The sequence below is a fragment of the Brevibacillus sp. JB24b genome (assembly GCF_051713385.1).
Classification (GTDB): domain Bacteria; phylum Bacillota; class Bacilli; order Brevibacillales; family Brevibacillaceae; genus Brevibacillus_B; species Brevibacillus_B laterosporus.
On the sequence record NZ_JBNVQV010000001.1, the window covers coordinates 848,119 to 865,158 of the forward strand.

Sequence of the window (17,040 nt, forward strand, 5' to 3'; positions counted from 1 at the left end):
TAAAATATACAACTAGATAAAAAGGGGGAGTTAGATGCATTCTGTTAAGTCAGAAAATCCAGCAGTTTTAAAAGACATTAGAGAACGGGTTACGCTATGGATTGATGGTAAACATGGCAGAATTGGCATTATAGCCCCTAAAGAAAAACCAACACGCAAAGAATGGGTTGAACTACATAGGGAAATAGCAAACATAATAGTTCAATCAGCCAAAAGAAAAAAGGAGGTCTCCGAATAGGAGCCTCTTCTTTTTTGTTCAGTATATTGATATCGAAAGAAGTGCATGAATATAGACCTTTTTATTTTGGGTGTATGAGATAATAACTAGTGAGCTGATAATTGCTCATACAAACGAAACGGAATACAAAACCTTTATCGGGAATAAAAAGAATGAAGCATTACAGTCTCGAATGATTGTGATGCCTGTTCCGTATAATCTTCGAGTCAAAGAAGAAGAAAAAATTTATGATAAATTAATTAAGCAATCCGATTTAGGCCATGTTCATATTGCTCCACATGCGTTATATACAGCAGCTATTTTTTCTATTTTAACCCGTTTAAAAGAGTCCAAAAAACAAGGTGCCGATCTTTTAAAAAAATTACGTTTGTACAATGGAGAATCCGTAGAAGGATTCAAAGGCTCGGACATTGAGGAATTACGGAATGAGTATGCCGATGAAGGCATGTTTGGGATAGATCCTCGTTATGTCATAAATAGGATCTCCAGCGCACTCATACGTCGTGATACGGAGTCTATTAATGCTCTGGATATTTTGCGGGCATTAAAAGAAGGGCTCGATCAGCATGCTTCCATCAGTAAGGAACAGCGAGAGCGTTACTTAAATTTCATCTCTATTGCACGGAAAGAGTATGATGATATTGCGAAAAAGGAAGTACAGAAGGCATTTGTGTACAGCTATGAGGAATCAGCAAAAACGATGATGGATAATTACTTGGATAATGTTGAGGCGTATTGCAATTCTAATCGCTTGCGTGATCCAGTAACAGGTGAGGAATTGGAACCAGATGAGCGCCTCATGAGATCGATTGAAGAGCAAATTGGTATTTCTGAAAATGCCAAACGTGCATTCCGTGAAGAGATTCTTATTCGGATATCAGCTTATGCACGTAAAGGTAAACGATTTGACTACAATACGCATGATCGTCTGCGTGAAGCGATTGAGAAAAAATTATTCGCGGATTTAAAAGATGTGGTCAAAATAACCACCTCTACAAAAACGCCAGATGAGCACCAATTGAAAAAAATTAATGAAGTAACACGTCGCTTAGTAGAAGAACACGGATATACGCCAATTTCAGCAAATGAACTGCTGCGTTACGTGGGTAGTTTGCTGAATCGCTAGGGGGGAGCTTGATGAACGATTCATCGTTTATCGTCTCCAAAGAAGACTGGTCTCTGCACAGAAAAGGTCATCAGGACCAGAGCAGACATCAGGAAAAAGTAAAAGAGGCGATCAAGAAAAACCTGTCTGATTTAGTAAGCGAAGAAAATATCATAATGTCTAATGGTCGAGAAATTATTAAAATACCAATCAGATCGCTTGATGAGTATCGCTTTCGTTACAATTTTAATAAAGGACAACATACAGGCCAAGGTAAAGGCAATTCCAAGATAGGAGATGTAATAGCTAAAGACGGTGACCCGACTGATGCTAGGGCAGGTCAAGGTCAAGGAGCTGGCGATCAACCTGGTAATGATTATTATGAAGCGGAGATTACAGTTGAAGAGTTGCAGGAAATGCTGTTTTCGGAGTTGGAGTTACCTAACCTTCAAACAAAAGACGAACAGAAAATTACCATAGAAGATATTCAATTTAACGATGTTCGTAAAAAAGGTTTGATGGGTAATATTGATAAAAAACGCACCTTAATTTCCGCCATTCGTCGGAATGCATTAGCTGGGTATGCCGATCTGGAACTAGGTATCTCGATGGATGATTTACGATTTAAAACCTGGGAAGAGATTGTGAAGCCCCATTCCAATGCTGTAATTTTGGCTATGATGGATACTAGTGGTAGTATGAGTGACCCGTAATTAACTAAAAGATAAATGTAGTAATATCGCCGTTTCTATTGAAGCGGTACTTTTTAGGGGTTTAGAAACTTATTTCTTCCGTTATTTAAAACAGCTCCTAATTTAGAAACAACATCGTATGCAATAGCTTATCTATATATAGGTGGTGAAGAAAATCGAGAGGAAACGTGGCACTATTATTTATACAATAATGTTAGAAATGAAAATAATATCCAAGCTACTTATGTAGAAATATTTAAAACAATTGGGGGATTATGAGATAGACTTGGCTATGCCTCACATCATTAAGGGGTATGAAAAAGAGAACTTTAATAATTAAACTGTAAAAGCATCTATCTCGATGCTTTTTTTCTTGATAACTATAAAATTTCTTTGCGTACATATTGTTTATATCGGGTTGCAATAACTCTGTTTGAACTATAGTTACTGCAACAGTAATAGGGGTTTTTGTTTACATTTTGATTGATATTTTTTCTATTTAACAAGGAAGGTGAAACAATGCCCAGCAAGCCATCAAAGACCTGTTTGTATTTCAGATGTCCAACATTAACTCGCGAGGCTTATTGCCCTTTGCAGTCCAGCAATATGATAGGGAACGTGGATCAGCTAAGCAACGTGGTTATGATGCCAAGTGGAGAAAAGCAAGAATAGGATTTTTGAGAAAGCATGATCCTTCGATAGAAGATGTCTAGTGAAAACAAAAAAATATTCCACTAGGTTAAAATTACCATATTCCTTTTACCGTTAGAAATGATGAATAGAGTCAATTTTTTTTAGGAACTATAAGGATGTGACCAATTGTTAAGAAAGGAAGGTCACTTAATGGATATTTTTCAACTAGGGAGGACAATCATGGGAATTTTAAGTGGTAATCCACAAAATGAACCAATGCACTACGGTGAAGTGTTTGGTGTTTGGAGTTATCTATCTGTTACAAAGGGCTTATTAGCTGGTTACCAACTATTCATTAACCATACTGGCGATAGTGATCTTAAAAAATTTCTTGAAGATACTATCCAAACCATGAAGCAAGAAATTGAACAAGTCGAAAATTTGTTAAAAGTTAATGGTATTGTTCTACCCCCTTCTCCACCAGAAAGACCATCAGCATCATTAGAAAGTATTCCTGTTGGTGCTAGGTTTAGTGATCCTGAAATTGCTGCGTCTGTAACTAAGGATATAGCGGCTGGATTAGTTGCATGTAGTCAAGTTATGGGGCAGTCGATTAGAGAAGACATTGGCGTGATGTTTGGACAATTCCATATTACAAAAGCACAATATGGTGTAAGATTACTACGGATAAACAAAGAAAAAGGTTGGTTAATTCCTCCACCTCTTCACGTAGAAATACCTGAACCTGCACACGTATAGATCGTTTAAGGAAAAAAAACCTTACAAAAGCAGAAGTAGATCAGCGTAAGGCCCAAGAAATAAAGGAGGCAAACGACAAAGTTAAGCCACCTAGCTACCTACCGAAAGACTTGAAAAAAGAATTTAAAAAGATTGCAAGCGAGCTGCTGCATATCGGCATCATGACTATCTTGATGTAGATGCGTTGGCTCGCTTTTTATGTGCCCGGTCTGCCCCAAGTATAAGCAGAACATTTTGTACAAACGGTCAAAGGGCTACCGTGTGATATGCCGCTAGTGCTTGATATCGAGACGGACAAAGGGTTAACACCTGCACAGATTACAACGTTCTGCCTTTCGTTTCTTAACCATGTTAAGGGCCACACAGGAAAAACGCCTATGATTTATACAGGTGCTTATTTTGCTAAACGTTACCTTGATAAAGCTCTTGCTAGCTATCCATTATGGGTGGCCCATTACAATACAAACCAACCTATGCAAAACCCTACATGGAGCCGCTGGGCGGTATTCCAGTATTCCGATTGTGGGAAAGTGGCTGGTATTAAAGGTAACGTGGACATCAACTGTATGGAAAAAGATTTTTGGGATGCAATTATGAAGGAGGAAACAACTATGGATAGAGTACTAGCAGATGAAATTATTTTGGTATTGAAAACACAATGGAAAGTTAGTGATGCAATGGGGATGAAAGAGCAAACGGAGTACCTTGGGGAGCGATCGGGTAAGGGTTGCGAGTGGACAGGAGCCGCAGAATAAGTAATTTATCTTTTATGAAAAGGGATAAGTGGCTAATAAACAACAAAACTTCACAATATAAGGAAGGTGTATAAATTTGTCTATGCCATAAGTGATGACCATAATATGAACATTGATAGATGTAATTTGAGTTGAAAGAATATTTGGATAAAATTATCTTTAATGGTATAATAAGCAGGTGGTGTTGTAGTGTAAGAAGGAGGGTGGAGTTTGAAAAAAATATTTTTGTCTGTTATAACCTTAGTGATTGCATTTTTAGTTATTTATAATTTTGAGTGGCTTATTGGCGGTTACTCATACAAGAAAGAAGAAATGAAAAGTCAAATAGAAGCCTACCTTATAAATGAAAAAAAGTACAAAAAAAGTGATATTACAGAAATTAGGGTTGATTATCTAAGTAAGTTCGGTACGTATGGTGCTAGAGTCATTTTTAGCGATGAGAAAGATAAAACCTATGGCTATAGCATAATTGATGGAGAGGTCATGCAAACTGGTTATGGAGCTTCTAAGTATAAAAAAGATGATTTAAGTGATGAAACAAAACATAAGGAACCAAAACATAAGGAACCATAAAAAAGTTACCTGTCAAATGGCAGGTAACTTTTTGTACTCTTTTTTAGAAATTGCCTTGAGTAAGTACAGTGGTCACATCTGAACTGTCTTCCAGATCGTAAGGAGCAGCGATTTCTAGTTCAATTGGAGATGTTCCCCCTGGTCCAGGTACATATGTCGTAGATGTATTCAATCGAACACCAGCACCAAAATAGTATGCATTCCATACAATTTTTGAACAATATGTTTTGTACTTATAATTGTATAAATCAGAGATGGCATAATCTGCATCGTCATATTTATTTACATACCACTCTGCCCAATCAGCTGCCTTATTTCGAATCTTGGTTCGATTGTATCGAACTACTTTCGTCCCATATTTTTTACTTACATTTTTTCTAAAAAACCTTTTAATTGGATTTTTTTCTGGATTAAACCCTGGCCCTAGTATAACAACATTTTCTGTATCTACAACAATAGCAGCATGACCAGTAAGTCCTTTAGAACTGGTATTGTTTGTTATAAGAATATCCCCTGGCATAATCTCAACTCTTGAATTCGGATAAGTTGCTTCGACTGGAACATCCTCTGGCTTATTGATTTTCTGTCTTTCTATTTCAGAAGCTGACACACCTAAAGCTCCAGTAATATTAGTGAGACTGACATCAACGACATAAGTAATCTTTTTTTAAACATATTTAAGCCTCCGAATTATTTGTTATTCCTTCTCCTAGCTTATAAACAAAATCTTGATAAGAGTCATTCAATATCTTCTATCAGTCTTCAAAGAATAGCTGAATCACGGCTTTATTTTGTTATACAAGGTTTTCAGTACAGCTTATTCACATGTGTGCGACAACTACTTTTCCAATAAAAAATATTTTTTCCCCTTTGAACGCAAGGGCATGATAAACTTGAATGGAGCATTTTTTAAATGCTTGTTATGGGGTGTTCCAAAGCTTTCGTCGGGCCTATGGGAACATCCCGTTTTTATTACCTGTTTAAATTCCTTCTCTCGACGTCTATCGTCGTCCCATGCTAACATCTTTCAACTCCTTTCTATGAGTATTTCTTGTTTGCTATCCTCCTTTCTCTGGCAACCACAAAAATAATAAAAATAATATAATTTTCTATATTTTTCATGAATTACCATTTGTTGACTTAATTATATATCAGTATGAACAAATTTTCCTAATAGAAATTTCTGTTAATTAATTAAGTCTATTTTTGATTCGCTTCGCAATTCATTCAAAAAAAAGAGAGGATGCCCTCTCTAATTACCAACCTTCACCGTATGTGTAAGTACTTGATAAACTTTTATCCGTTACAAGTGACGCTGGTATTTCAAAATTCATTCCGATAAAACTTAATAAGGACAGAATCATGAGTGAAGACATTAAAATTCTTTTCATAATGGATGTTTTCCCTTGCCATAATGTTAATAAACTTTTCTTTATGCTCTTCAGAAGGGTTATACTCATAATGCATGAGCATGATGCTTTTTAATCGCTCAACATTTTTGAACATGAGTGCCAGTTCTAACGCCTCAATATTATAATTAAACCCTAAGTCGGTTTCTCCTTTCATAAGATAATATGTCGCGAACGCTTGAAATAACCTTAATTTATATTTTTGACTAAGTTTATCTGTCTTGCAGGATAGCTGTTCGATTTCCTTTTTGTACTTTTGTAAAAGGACCTGAATATCTTGAAGCATTTCCTTTTGAAGATAGACCTCTATAGCTACAGGTAAAAATGCAAATAATTTTTGAGGATCAGAGGAAATTAGGTTTAAATGTTCGTCTATAAATTCTACATGTCCCATTTCAATGAGAAGTAGAGTTTCATTAATTTGAGCTAACATAGCATCACCATAGGAACCGTACTCCCTAATGACACGGATTCCATTTATCAGATCATTCATACCTTTAAGCTTGAAAATTCATATAATAAAGCAACGGCAATGTATTCTTTGTTTTCTTCTTTCATTGCTAAGGATTTTAATTCGGTTGAAAACTTTAGTAGCTCATTCCATTTTTCCACGGTGTTATAGAACGTTAATATTTTATAATACGCTTCTAGTTTATATTCTTCTGGAAGTAGAGGAAGGTATTCTAAAAGTTGGCGAAGAGTTTTATATCCAGAGACAGTAAGGTCTATATCTCTAGCTATTACAAATCGTTTAAAATAAGAAATGGCTGCTCGTTCATTACGTGTTGTACTGTTCGCGATCACGATATCATACAAGGGCAAACTGTAGTTTCTTTGATCGGATGAAAAAATATGCTCTGCCATCTTAAAGGTGTTATCAAGAAGCCTTCTTCTATCTGTATCATCTTTGATCAATTCTATGATCCTCTTTGTAATGTCATATCGTTCTACGTTGATACAACTTGTGAAAAAATCAGCAGTTTTAACAGGTGACAATTTTCCTGATTCGTTAAAGCATTCCCCAATAAAATACTCATAGAAGGTATCTTTCGGTAATCCTAAAGCTTCTGTAATAGAGTCTAATTGAGGTAATGTCAATCCCCTTTTGTTGTTCATTATTAGACTCAAAGTAACTGAATCAATTCCAGTGGCGAGAATCAAATCTTTTTGTTTCCATTCCTTTTTATCAAGTGCATTTGCAAATGCTGACGTAGTTCTATTTGTGCCTCTTGATAATTGTATTCCAAAGCTTGCATTAACCTATCCCCTTATTTAATGTTGGAAATATAAGGAAAAAATGTAACTTCCCATATGATACTTTAATTAGATAATATTGTAAATAAAAATGAAAGTAAATGAGTAATGTTTTTAAAAGTATTAAGTACCTATAGGTTCCTGAAAATTGTAGGAGAGAGTAGAGACTCTACTCATCAATGCCTATTGTTCCCGTTCCCAATCATAGAGGTGTTCCATGCGAAAGTTTGGCAAGTACATTTGAATGATAGTAGTAATGGTTTACATAGCCTCTGAAGACATTGGTTTTGTGTTTGTGGCATAATGCGAGATCATTCTAGCTGAAAAACCTGTTTGTCCTGCTAACTCAGCTTGTTTCATACCAATTTGATTCAGAACGGGCTGTAATAGGCATTCCCCACGTAGGTAAGATGCCATTACACTCATTCCCTATAGAGGTACCGCCAACAAAATGCTGATTTACAACGGTAAGGAATTCCGAACACAGAAAAATCCGGTTTTCACAACGTTAAGGGTGTAACCGGCATTTCTAATATCTAGAATTATAGGAATATTCGTAACGTTTCTTGATGATTCTATGATATATTACTTGTTATCTTTATTAGGTTAAATCCTTACTTTTACTAGTTTTTATTCAGTGTTACCTGATAACCAACTGCTTCATCTTTATCAGCGTATACTTTTCCCATCTTAAAGTCTTTTGTACCTTGTGCAATTTTCTTACCACTGCTGTTGTATGCTGCAACCCAGAATGAATAATCATGATTAGACTTTAATACTGGAAGATTAAATTTACGATCTTTAATTTGTTCGAGCTTTACAGGCTTAGTATTTTCAGATACGTCTTTTAGTGACACTTCATAGTAGCTAGCTCCATCATATGCATTCCAATACATAAAGTAGGTTATTGGAACTTGAGAAGCAATAGAAATGGATGAATCAACAGTATCAACTCGGTTCGGAGAAGAAGTCGCTTCTTCTGCTGAAGCAATTTGACCACTAAAAGCTAATGTAATTGCAGAAGCTAAAACTATAAATTTATTTTTCAATGTTAAATCCCCCCTAATATTCGGTGTAACCATATATTAATATATTTTCTAATTTTTGTAAATATTTAAATAAATAAAATATATTCTAGATTATCAAGGGAAATAGGGGTAGCACCACATGCCCATCAAGTGAAGTATCCCCAAAACGAAAAATTTATATCTTTACAGTTATTTATGACAATTCAGCTCATTTTTTTGATTTTGGGAACAACCCAATTTCTTTACTTGATGGCGATGGGGCGGTACCTCTCTTTAAATAAACAACCCCCCTACTTAATTTGTATTTAATATGCGAATTAAGTAGGAGGGTGTTGTTTATATCCCATTAATAGGGTTCATTTTACTTGTTATCTAGTTTGCTTATGAAATTGTTTTTACTCACAAGATTCTTAGCTTGTATTCAACAGGTATACTACCTTAAATAATTAGTCTTTCTATATATAACAGATTCAGGATTCTTTATCTGTAGATTCAATATATCAAGCAACTACTAGTTTGCATTTGATTACAATTAACTACAAAAAAATTAGAAATTAAAAAGAAGGAGGAGTTACTCCAAATATTACAATGACGTTTTCAGAAGATACATTTTCCCATTTATGTTTGCCATACGATGGTATTTTTACACTATCTCCTTTATTAAGGGTCAACATTTCGTTGTTTAAATAAAGATTAACAACTCCTTCTATAACGAACGCTACTTCTTCACCTTTATGTTCTATCGGCTCTTTGGAAGATGCGGTTTGAGGTAATAAATTCATAAGGGCCAACTCTAGAGCACCATTTAAACTAGGGGATAATAATTCATACGATACATCCCCACTTTCTGGGAAAGAGATTTTCTTTCTTTGATTAGCTCTTACAACCAATTCTTCAGTATTTGTATCTTCTAAGAAAAAATTAAACAAAGGAATGTTTAATGCTGCAGAAATTAGTTTAAGAGTCTGGAGAGATGGATTCGCTATGCCTTTTTCAATTTGGCTTAGCATTGAAGGTGTTATATCAGCTAATTTTGCTAATTCTTTACTAGTTAATCCTTTTCTCTTCCTGAATTCAGTGATTTTTCGAGCAACACTTATTTCGTTCATATACGTATTCTCCTTAGAGTTCTTTATTAAATGTAATTAAATAAAATTAAACTGAATTTGATTTTGTTTAATTTCGTGTTAATCTATACTTAATTATAATAAATATACCTTAATTATAAAACAGTTACATTTATTATATGAACAATAAGGAGGCTTTATAAATGAGCGACATTTCAACAAAAACTAAAGAAAGTTTGAATGAAAAATACCCATTAATAAAAAAACTAATTTCAACCGAGGAAATATTTTGGATTAATCCAAATAAGAAAGATTTTGAAGTAGGAATTAAAAACACCGTTTTAACTAAAGATGATGTTAAAGATGCCGAAGATAGATTAAAGAGATTTGCTCCATATATTGCAAACGTTTTCCCCGAAACAAAAGGGATGAACGGTATTATTGAATCTCCATTAGTGAGAATTCCTTCTATGCAACGACATTTAGAACAGGAGTATGAACAGGAAATATTAGGTCAATTATTACTAAAGTGTGATAGTCACCTTCCTATATCAGGGTCTATTAAAGCAAGGGGAGGAGTATATGAAGTTCTTAAACACGCTGAAGATTTGGCGCTTGAACATAACTTATTAACTGTACAAGATGATTATTTAATTCTTGAGAGTAATAAGTTTCGTAATTTCTTTTCAAACTATTCTATTGCAGTGGGTTCAACAGGAAATCTAGGATTAAGCATTGGTATCATGAGTGCAAAATTAGGATTTAATGTAACAGTTCATATGTCAGCAGATGCAAAACAGTGGAAAAAAGATTTACTCCGAAGTAAAGATGTTACAGTTATTGAATACACAGCTGATTATAGTAAGGCTGTAGAAGAAGGTAGAAAGCAAGCAGCTGAGAATCCTATGTGTTATTTTATTGACGATGAAAATTCAAGACACTTATTTTTAGGATATGCAGTAGCAGCCTCCCGTTTACAAAAACAATTAGATAACCTTCAAATAAAAGTGGACGAAAATCACCCGTTATTTGTTTATCTGCCATGTGGGGTAGGCGGAGGTCCGGGAGGAGTAGCATTTGGTTTGAAATTATTATACCAAGATAATGTGCACGTTTTTTTCGCAGAACCTACCCATTCTCCGTGTATGCTACTAGGTTTAATGACTGGACTGCATGATGGTATATCTGTACAAGACTTCGGCATTGATAATGTAACAGATGCAGATGGACTGGCAGTCGGAAGAGCATCTGGATTCGTGGGGAAAATCATAGAACCTTTTTTAAGTGGATCTTATACAGTTAGCGACAATCAGCTTTATAAGTTATTAAAGGGATTAGCTGATACAGAAGGAATTTATCTTGAACCATCTGCGCTAGCTGGTATATTAGGACCTAGTCAATTATATAAAGCAAGAATTCAATATCTACAGAAGAATAATTTGATACAAAAAATGAGTAAGGGGACACATATTGTCTGGGGAACAGGTGGTAGTATGGTTCCTAAAGAGGTAATGAAATTGTACTATCAAAAAGGAGTTCAACTGACACAAGAAAAACAAATTTAATAAAGCCTTTGAGGCGGGATTACCCTCTGAATACGCAAAGTTTCACTTTTACACAATATAGTGCTTAATTTCTAATTTAGGGGAAATAGAAGTAGCTGTAGATAAGGTACAAAAAGTAATGATTAGTAAAAAAGAGGGGATGCATCCTCTTTTTTTTATATAAAAAGTTAACCTATTTTAAGAGAAATAATTAGAACTTGTATACTAGCTTATTGCATTTTGGGTGAGGTTATCTCGTTACAGCAAGGTACAGGTATCATTCTCATTTCTATTGGTTTAATGTTACTTTTGCTACAACAAAAAAAGTAATATATAATATATAATTAAAAACTTGTATGAGTTGGCGATACTTAATATAATATTCATTTTTTTAAACCAGAAATTTAGATGGATGACCTTTAAAAATAGGTTACAACATGAATTTGATTTCAACAACATTACTCAAGTATTCCTATTAATAGAAAGAGAGACAAATTATGAACTACTTATTCAGAAAAAAAGATATTGAGGACATTTCAAATACAAACCAATCAAAAAAATTAAAAAGGTCACTTGGTGCCTTTGATTTAATATTAATGGGGATGGGAGCAACCATTGGGACAGGTGTCTTAGTTATTACAGGGTTAGTAGCTGCAAGAAATTCAGGTCCCGCCATATCTCTTTCTTTTATTCTCTCTGCAATTGTATGTGGTCTAGTAGCTTTATGTTATGCGGAGTTTGCATCGGCTATTCCAAGTTCAGGAAGTGCCTATGCCTACACCTATGTAGCACTAGGAGAGATAGTAGCTTACTTGGTAGGATGGTCTATTGTGGGAGGATATACAGTGTCAATAGCATCTGTTGCCGGGGGATGGTCAGCTTATTTTAATAGTGCATTAACACAGGTAGGAATTTACCTTCCGAGTAAGCTAATCACTACCCCTAGCGAAGGAGGGCTTATAAATTTACCGGCAGTATTTATCGTAATATGTATGTCTTATTTATTAACAAGAGGCCTAACAGAAAGTAAAAAAGTAAATAATATTGCAGTGGGTATCAAAATTTCTATTGTTTTACTGTTTATTATTATTGGCGCATTTTTCATCGAACCTGAAAATTGGAACCCTTTTATGCCATTTGGAATGGGTGGTGTATTTGCTGGAGCAGCCTCAGTATTTTTCGCATTCACTGGTTTTGATGCTATTTCAACATCAGCTGAGGAAGTGAAAGATCCTCAAAGAAACTTACCTCGGGGAATTTTAGGATCTTTACTAGCTTGTACAATTATTTATGTTATTTTAGGATCTATTTTAACAGGAATGGTATCCTATAAAGAGTTAAATGTTGGAGACGCTTTGGCTTATGCACTTGAAAGTGTAGGTCAAGGTTGGGCAGCTGTTATTTTATCTGTTGGCGCAGTAATTGGAATTATAGCTGTTTTATTTGCATATATGTTTGCAGTGCCACGTGTTCTACTTTCAATGAGTCGTGATGGATTATTACCTAAATTATTTTCGACAGTCAATAGTAAAACTCACGTTCCTACATCCTCTACATGGATGATTTGTTTATTAGGGGCAATAGTGTCAGGATTAATTGATTTAAAAGAATTAGCAGATATCGCCAATATGGCTGCCATTTTAAACTTTGCACTCGTAGCACTGTCAGTCATTGTATTAAGAAAAACTCAACCAAATTTAAAACGTAATTTTAAAATGCCTTTTGTACCAATTCTCCCAATACTGGCAATCCTTTTTTGCTTATTTTTAGCTTTTAATTTATCAGTAAAAACATGGATTTATTATTTTTCTTGGATAGCAGTAGGCTTACTTATTTATTTTAGTTATTCCCGTAATAAAAGTATACTTAAGCATCGTGAATAAATAATTAATAATAGAACTTATGTTGTATCACTTATGATAATTAAATTTCATTTAATACAAAAAAGTCCGATATAAACCCAAAAAAAGGTTTAAAAACGGACTTTTTTCGCTCTCTTGACAGTACCTCATTGTCATTAAATTATGATTTTAATAAGTCCTAGAACGAAGAATTTATACCTAAAAAATGCATTTTCCTATATTCAAAAGGAGAGCCTTCATATATCCATTAATTTGAAATTTAATGATCAAAAATAAGAAAAGGAATCAATAAAAACCAATATACACTTTACAGCGTTATACTGGTTTTTATTGATTTAGGCACTACTATCTTGATTGTGTGTCATTTCACCTTTATGAGATACATAGCTGTGTGATATCATTCCTAACATTATTATAAACATACCAGCCCAAGATAAAATGGAAGGAAATGAAGAATGTAATAAAACTAATTCTCCGATAACAGCAAAAAGTACTTCCATAGATTGTGTTGCTTCAACAGCAGCTAGTTTTTGCATATCTCCTCTTACCATATCAGTTGCTTTGAAAAATAAAATTGTTGCAATTACACCTGAACAAATGGCAACTAAGATAGATTGTATCGTTTGCTCTTTACTAGGTGCCCCTGTTGTAAAAAGTCCATACAAGGATAGTAAAAACCAAAAAGGTAAGCTAGCTAATGTCATTCCGAGTACACGTTGATAAGCATCCAGACGGTCTCCACAAATCTCCATCATTTTACGATTACCGAGTGGATAAGCAAAAGAAGCAACAATTACAGGTATAATGCCTAACAGAATATCTTTTACAGCAAGAAATTTCGCTTGCTCCACTTGCATAAGGAAAATACCAAGAAGAATAATAAGTGACATACCCATTCCTTTTATTGGTATTTTTCCTCTTTTCTCAAGAACCCCATCTGATGTTTGAATCGTTTGGATGAAAAGAGGAGCTAATAAAGATCCTGATATAATAGTAATTTGCCATGTTCCAGCAATTATCCATCCTGGTGCATGTGCAGCCGCAAAACATAATGGAGCATAAAATAGGCCAAATCCTACAAAACTCCATAAAAACCATGTTCCTAGATTTTCTCTCATTACTTGTAATAACGATTGTAGTTTTTTCCTACTCATCACAATAAGTAAAAGAAAGGGGATCATGAAAATAAACCTTAGTGAGGCACTCCATATCCAGTTACCGCCTGATAATTCCATCGCTCGATTAAGTATAAATGTGAAAGCAAAAAAGAAAGCAGCACAAATACCTAAAAAAATAGGACGCAAATTCCCACCTCAATCTGTTTCATAAGTTAGTAATTTCCCTAGACTTAACCAGTTTTGTTCCACAAGATGGGCTGTTGTTTCTTTATCTTTATTTTTACACGCCTCTATAATTTGCTGATGTTGTTCTACTGACTTCAAGCCATTTATAGAAGTAAATTGAGAAATTTCGAGACGCTGAATCTTAGATATACTTCGTTCTAACGCACGAATGATTTCGGGATTTCCTGCCACATCCAAAAAAACATTGTGAAATAACTCATCAGCTTCAATTGCTTTTATAATATCTTTCTTCTCAATAGCTAATAATAAAGCTTTATTGCCGAATTCTAATTCTTGAATATCTGACTCTTTTAATAGCGGAACTGCTAAACGAGCAGCTAAAGAGTGTAAAACGGCTACAACAGTAAATGCGTGTTTTGCCTCCTCAAGGTTTAATGGAGCAACACGAGTAACCGAACCAGGAATAGATTCAACAAGTCCTTCATCCTCAAGGCGTTTCAATGCCTCTCTAACCGGAGTACGACTAATTCCAAAGTCTTCTGCTAATTCTTTATCATTTAAGCGTTGCTCAGGTTGTAGTTCTAATGTAACAATTGCTTTTTTTAGAGTTAAATATACTTCATCTCTAAATGATATACGTTTAATGGGTTTAATAGTATCTCTTTTCATAAAACCAATATATCGCATATTGGTTTTATGTTCAACTATAATTATGAATCTACTCGATTAATAAGTCCCGAAATATGTAAAGAATATGGATATCGTAATTTTACTTTTCGTGATTATAGAAGGATTTCTAAATTTCTATAACCATATGCATTAAGGAACGTAATCATATAGATTCATATCTGATTTACATAGTAAATAATCAGTCGTGTAATTTAAAACCTCTGCAAGTCCAACAATTATTTCCCAAGGGGGCATGCAGCAATTGAGTTTTTACCTGAACTGGATCGAAGAAAAACACAAAAAGCTGTAGAGAAAACCACCGAATAAGACAAGCTCCTCTATTCATAGGATTTAGAAAGTGGAATGGATGGTGAGGGGGATTGGAATTTACTTACACTAAAATTTATGGAACAGAAAAACCTTATAAGTGGTTTGCACAAAGAATAAAAGAGCTAGCCAAGGAAAAATACGGTTTAGATGTTGAAGTAACAATCAATGAAGAAGAACAAGAAGCATCGGACGAGTAAGTCTGGTGTTTTTTAGTTAATATAACATTCATATATTTTTATGAGTGTGTATATAATTAACTAAAAATGGAAGGTGGTTTACTATGTATAGACCGTTAATTAAATGTGCCATTTATACCCGTGTAAGTACCGACCACCAAGCAGATTCTACAATAAATCAGGAAGCACAAGGTAGAGAGTATATAAGTAGATTAGGGCCGGAATATGACAAGACTGACATAATTGTATATCGAGACGAAGTTGTATCAGGTTATTACACCAGTGTATTCGACAGAACTGAAATGAAGAGGGCAATACAAGATGCGAAAGAAAATAAGTTCAAGCTCCTTATCTTTAAAGAAGTCAGTCGTGTCGGTAGGGATAAACAAGAAAATCCAGCCATTATCGGGGTTTTTGAACAGTATGGTGTTAGGGTTATAGCAATTAATGATAACTACGATTCATTGAATAAAGACAATATAACTTTCGATATTTTGTCTGTTCTGTCTGAACAAGAGAGCAAAAAAATATCTTCAAGGGTTAGCAGTGCAAGAAGACAAAAGGCACGTAGGGGACAATGGGGCGGAGAGGCTCCAATAGGTTACAAGGTGAACAGAGAGACTAAGAAATTAGAAATTGACCCAGAAAATTGTTACATACCCAAATTAATCTTTGACTTGTATGTTAATCACGGATTAGGAACGTTCAAGGTGGCTGAACATCTTAACGGGCATGGAATAAGAACAAAGAACGGAAATCTTTGGGGAAGAGTATCTATAAACAGAGTTATTAGAAACCAAGCATATATTGGTAATGTTGTCTATGGTACGAGAAGAAATGCACTTCAAAGGGAATATGACGATACAGGAAAGATGAGCAAAAAGAAAGTTCAGATCAAGATAGATAAAACTGAATGGGAGGTCGCAGAAGATGTCCATGAGCCGATCATTGAGAAAGAAAAGTTCTACAATGCTCAAAAAATTCTTCTTTCTAAAAGTCATGGAAGAACGCCTAGACGCGCATACCATCCACTAACTGGTATTTTGTTTTGTGCTAAATGTGGACAAGGAATGGTCTGTCAAAAACGAACATGTAAGGATAAAGAATACAGATATTACATTTGTAAGACGTATCATAAGTACGGTAGAAGTGTTTGCTCACAAGCAAATGCAAACGCTGATGTATTAGAACAGGATGTTATTGATATTGTTAAGAATGAACTAAATTCTATCCCTGCCAATAAAGTTGAAATTACAGGAAGTAAGACCAATGATATAGAACGTTTGGGGAAAGAGATCAAGAAAAACAGTGTAAAAAAGGAAAAGTTAAAAAAAGATCAAATAGACATCTTTAATCAAAGAGAATTGTTTGACGAAAGTACTTATCAACAGCAGATGCTCGAAATTAAGTCACAAATAAACCATATAGATGAAGAAATACAAATTATTGAAAACCAAATTAAGGTGTTAATGGAACAAGTGGCAGAATCATCAACACTTGACTATCTAATTGAAGAAGTAAAAAATATATCTTTAAATGATCCAGAGAAGTTAAGAGTGCTGTTGCACGATATTATCAAAAGAATTGAGTTAAAAGAAAAGCATTTGCAAATTGAATTTAATTACGACTTTAGATGATTCTG

General features: G+C 34.5%; 16 protein-coding genes and 3 pseudogenes. 11 read left to right on the top strand and 8 right to left on the bottom strand.

Annotation, left to right across the window (positions count from 1 at the left end):
* The first annotated feature begins 34 nt into the window (after positions 1-34).
* From ACQV1I_RS04645 to ACQV1I_RS04675, 7 genes and pseudogenes are all read left to right on the top strand, one after another.
* Entirely contained in the window at positions 35-238 is a 204-nt protein-coding gene (locus ACQV1I_RS04645; protein ID WP_239210433.1) for a hypothetical protein, read from the top strand.
* 91 nt (positions 239-329) lie between these two features.
* A pseudogene (locus ACQV1I_RS04650) lies at positions 330-1,364 on the top strand (protein prkA); the annotation flags it as partial.
* 11 nt (positions 1,365-1,375) lie between these two features.
* Positions 1,376-2,044: pseudogene (locus ACQV1I_RS04655) on the top strand (DUF444 family protein); the annotation flags it as partial.
* Between the two features lie 864 nt (positions 2,045-2,908).
* Positions 2,909-3,427, top strand: a complete 519-nt coding sequence (locus ACQV1I_RS04660; protein ID WP_236645930.1) for a DUF3231 family protein — start codon at positions 2,909-2,911, stop codon at positions 3,425-3,427.
* Positions 3,424-3,635: pseudogene (locus ACQV1I_RS04665) on the top strand (phage terminase small subunit P27 family); the annotation flags it as partial. The gene ACQV1I_RS04660 and the pseudogene ACQV1I_RS04665, both read left to right, overlap by 4 nt.
* 58 nt (positions 3,636-3,693) lie before the next feature.
* Positions 3,694-4,182, top strand: coding sequence for a GH25 family lysozyme (locus ACQV1I_RS04670; protein WP_116335325.1), 489 nt, complete (start codon positions 3,694-3,696; stop codon positions 4,180-4,182).
* 210 nt (positions 4,183-4,392) lie between these two features.
* Positions 4,393-4,755, top strand: a complete 363-nt coding sequence (locus tag ACQV1I_RS04675) for a DUF3139 domain-containing protein (RefSeq protein WP_116335326.1) — start codon at positions 4,393-4,395, stop codon at positions 4,753-4,755.
* Positions 4,756-4,798: 43 nt separating this feature from the next.
* Here the strand turns inward: ACQV1I_RS04675 and ACQV1I_RS04680 are convergent, their stop codons facing one another.
* The 6 genes from ACQV1I_RS04680 to ACQV1I_RS04705 form a co-directional block, all read right to left on the bottom strand.
* The gene (locus ACQV1I_RS04680) at positions 4,799-5,365 is read right to left on the bottom strand and encodes a YiiX/YebB-like N1pC/P60 family cysteine hydrolase (RefSeq protein ID WP_236645931.1); all 567 of its coding nucleotides are present in this window, start codon (positions 5,363-5,365) and stop codon (positions 4,799-4,801) included.
* A gap of 713 nt (positions 5,366-6,078) precedes the next feature.
* Positions 6,079-6,597: a hypothetical protein gene (locus ACQV1I_RS04685; protein ID WP_236645932.1), complete on the bottom strand. Its 519-nt coding sequence runs from the start codon at positions 6,595-6,597 to the stop codon at positions 6,079-6,081.
* 56 nt (positions 6,598-6,653) lie between these two features.
* Entirely contained in the window at positions 6,654-7,280 is a 627-nt protein-coding gene (locus tag ACQV1I_RS04690; RefSeq protein ID WP_236645933.1) for a hypothetical protein, read from the bottom strand.
* Between the two features lie 399 nt (positions 7,281-7,679).
* Positions 7,680-7,835 (bottom strand): XRE family transcriptional regulator, encoded by a 156-nt coding sequence (locus tag ACQV1I_RS04695; RefSeq protein WP_236645934.1) that lies wholly within the window; start codon positions 7,833-7,835, stop codon positions 7,680-7,682.
* A gap of 206 nt (positions 7,836-8,041) precedes the next feature.
* Positions 8,042-8,467 carry a fibronectin type III domain-containing protein gene (locus tag ACQV1I_RS04700; RefSeq protein ID WP_116335327.1) on the bottom strand — a complete coding sequence of 142 codons (426 nt, stop codon included), beginning with the start codon at positions 8,465-8,467 and terminating at the stop codon, positions 8,042-8,044.
* Between the two features lie 533 nt (positions 8,468-9,000).
* Positions 9,001-9,555: a helix-turn-helix domain-containing protein gene (locus tag ACQV1I_RS04705; RefSeq protein ID WP_116335328.1), complete on the bottom strand. Its 555-nt coding sequence runs from the start codon at positions 9,553-9,555 to the stop codon at positions 9,001-9,003.
* Positions 9,556-9,716: 161 nt separating this feature from the next.
* On the opposite strand from ACQV1I_RS04705, the gene ACQV1I_RS04710 reads away from it, so the two are divergent.
* Together ACQV1I_RS04710 and ACQV1I_RS04715 are read left to right on the top strand one after the other, a co-directional pair.
* Positions 9,717-11,078 (top strand): D-serine ammonia-lyase, encoded by a 1,362-nt coding sequence (locus ACQV1I_RS04710; protein ID WP_116335329.1) that lies wholly within the window; start codon positions 9,717-9,719, stop codon positions 11,076-11,078.
* 476 nt (positions 11,079-11,554) lie between these two features.
* Positions 11,555-12,940, top strand: a complete 1,386-nt coding sequence (locus tag ACQV1I_RS04715; RefSeq protein WP_116335330.1) for an APC family permease — start codon at positions 11,555-11,557, stop codon at positions 12,938-12,940.
* A gap of 314 nt (positions 12,941-13,254) precedes the next feature.
* On the opposite strand, the gene ACQV1I_RS04720 is transcribed toward ACQV1I_RS04715, so the two are convergent.
* The gene (locus ACQV1I_RS04720; RefSeq protein WP_094700715.1) at positions 13,255-14,223 is read right to left on the bottom strand and encodes a DMT family transporter; all 969 of its coding nucleotides are present in this window, start codon (positions 14,221-14,223) and stop codon (positions 13,255-13,257) included.
* A 9-nt stretch (positions 14,224-14,232) separates the two neighbouring features.
* On the bottom strand, positions 14,233-14,892 hold the full coding sequence (locus tag ACQV1I_RS04725) for a GntR family transcriptional regulator (protein ID WP_026315301.1): 660 nt from the start codon (positions 14,890-14,892) through the stop codon (positions 14,233-14,235).
* A gap of 380 nt (positions 14,893-15,272) precedes the next feature.
* On the opposite strand from ACQV1I_RS04725, the gene ACQV1I_RS04730 reads away from it, so the two are divergent.
* Positions 15,273-15,419, top strand: a complete 147-nt coding sequence (locus tag ACQV1I_RS04730; RefSeq protein WP_018673291.1) for a hypothetical protein — start codon at positions 15,273-15,275, stop codon at positions 15,417-15,419.
* Between the two features lie 83 nt (positions 15,420-15,502).
* Entirely contained in the window at positions 15,503-17,035 is a 1,533-nt protein-coding gene (locus ACQV1I_RS04735; RefSeq protein WP_116335331.1) for a recombinase family protein, read from the top strand.
* Positions 17,036-17,040: the final 5 nt, after the last annotated feature.

Bases quoted from the DNA above. Each gene is read 5' to 3' on its own strand.
- ACQV1I_RS04735 (WP_116335331.1), top strand. From the start codon at position 15,503: ATGTATAGACCGTTAATTAAATGTGCCATTTATACCCGTGTAAGTACC.
- ACQV1I_RS04695 (WP_236645934.1), bottom strand. From the start codon at position 7,835: ATGGCATCTTACCTACGTGGGGAATGCCTATTACAGCCCGTTCTGAAT.
- ACQV1I_RS04685 (WP_236645932.1), bottom strand. From the start codon at position 6,597: ATGTTAGCTCAAATTAATGAAACTCTACTTCTCATTGAAATGGGACAT.
- ACQV1I_RS04660 (WP_236645930.1), top strand. From the start codon at position 2,909: ATGGGAATTTTAAGTGGTAATCCACAAAATGAACCAATGCACTACGGT.
- ACQV1I_RS04670 (WP_116335325.1), top strand. From the start codon at position 3,694: ATGCCGCTAGTGCTTGATATCGAGACGGACAAAGGGTTAACACCTGCA.
- ACQV1I_RS04715 (WP_116335330.1), top strand. From the start codon at position 11,555: ATGAACTACTTATTCAGAAAAAAAGATATTGAGGACATTTCAAATACA.
- ACQV1I_RS04710 (WP_116335329.1), top strand. From the start codon at position 9,717: ATGAGCGACATTTCAACAAAAACTAAAGAAAGTTTGAATGAAAAATAC.
- ACQV1I_RS04705 (WP_116335328.1), bottom strand. From the start codon at position 9,555: ATGAACGAAATAAGTGTTGCTCGAAAAATCACTGAATTCAGGAAGAGA.
- ACQV1I_RS04690 (WP_236645933.1), bottom strand. From the start codon at position 7,280: ATGAACAACAAAAGGGGATTGACATTACCTCAATTAGACTCTATTACA.
- ACQV1I_RS04645 (WP_239210433.1), top strand. From the start codon at position 35: ATGCATTCTGTTAAGTCAGAAAATCCAGCAGTTTTAAAAGACATTAGA.
- ACQV1I_RS04725 (WP_026315301.1), bottom strand. From the start codon at position 14,892: ATGAAAAGAGATACTATTAAACCCATTAAACGTATATCATTTAGAGAT.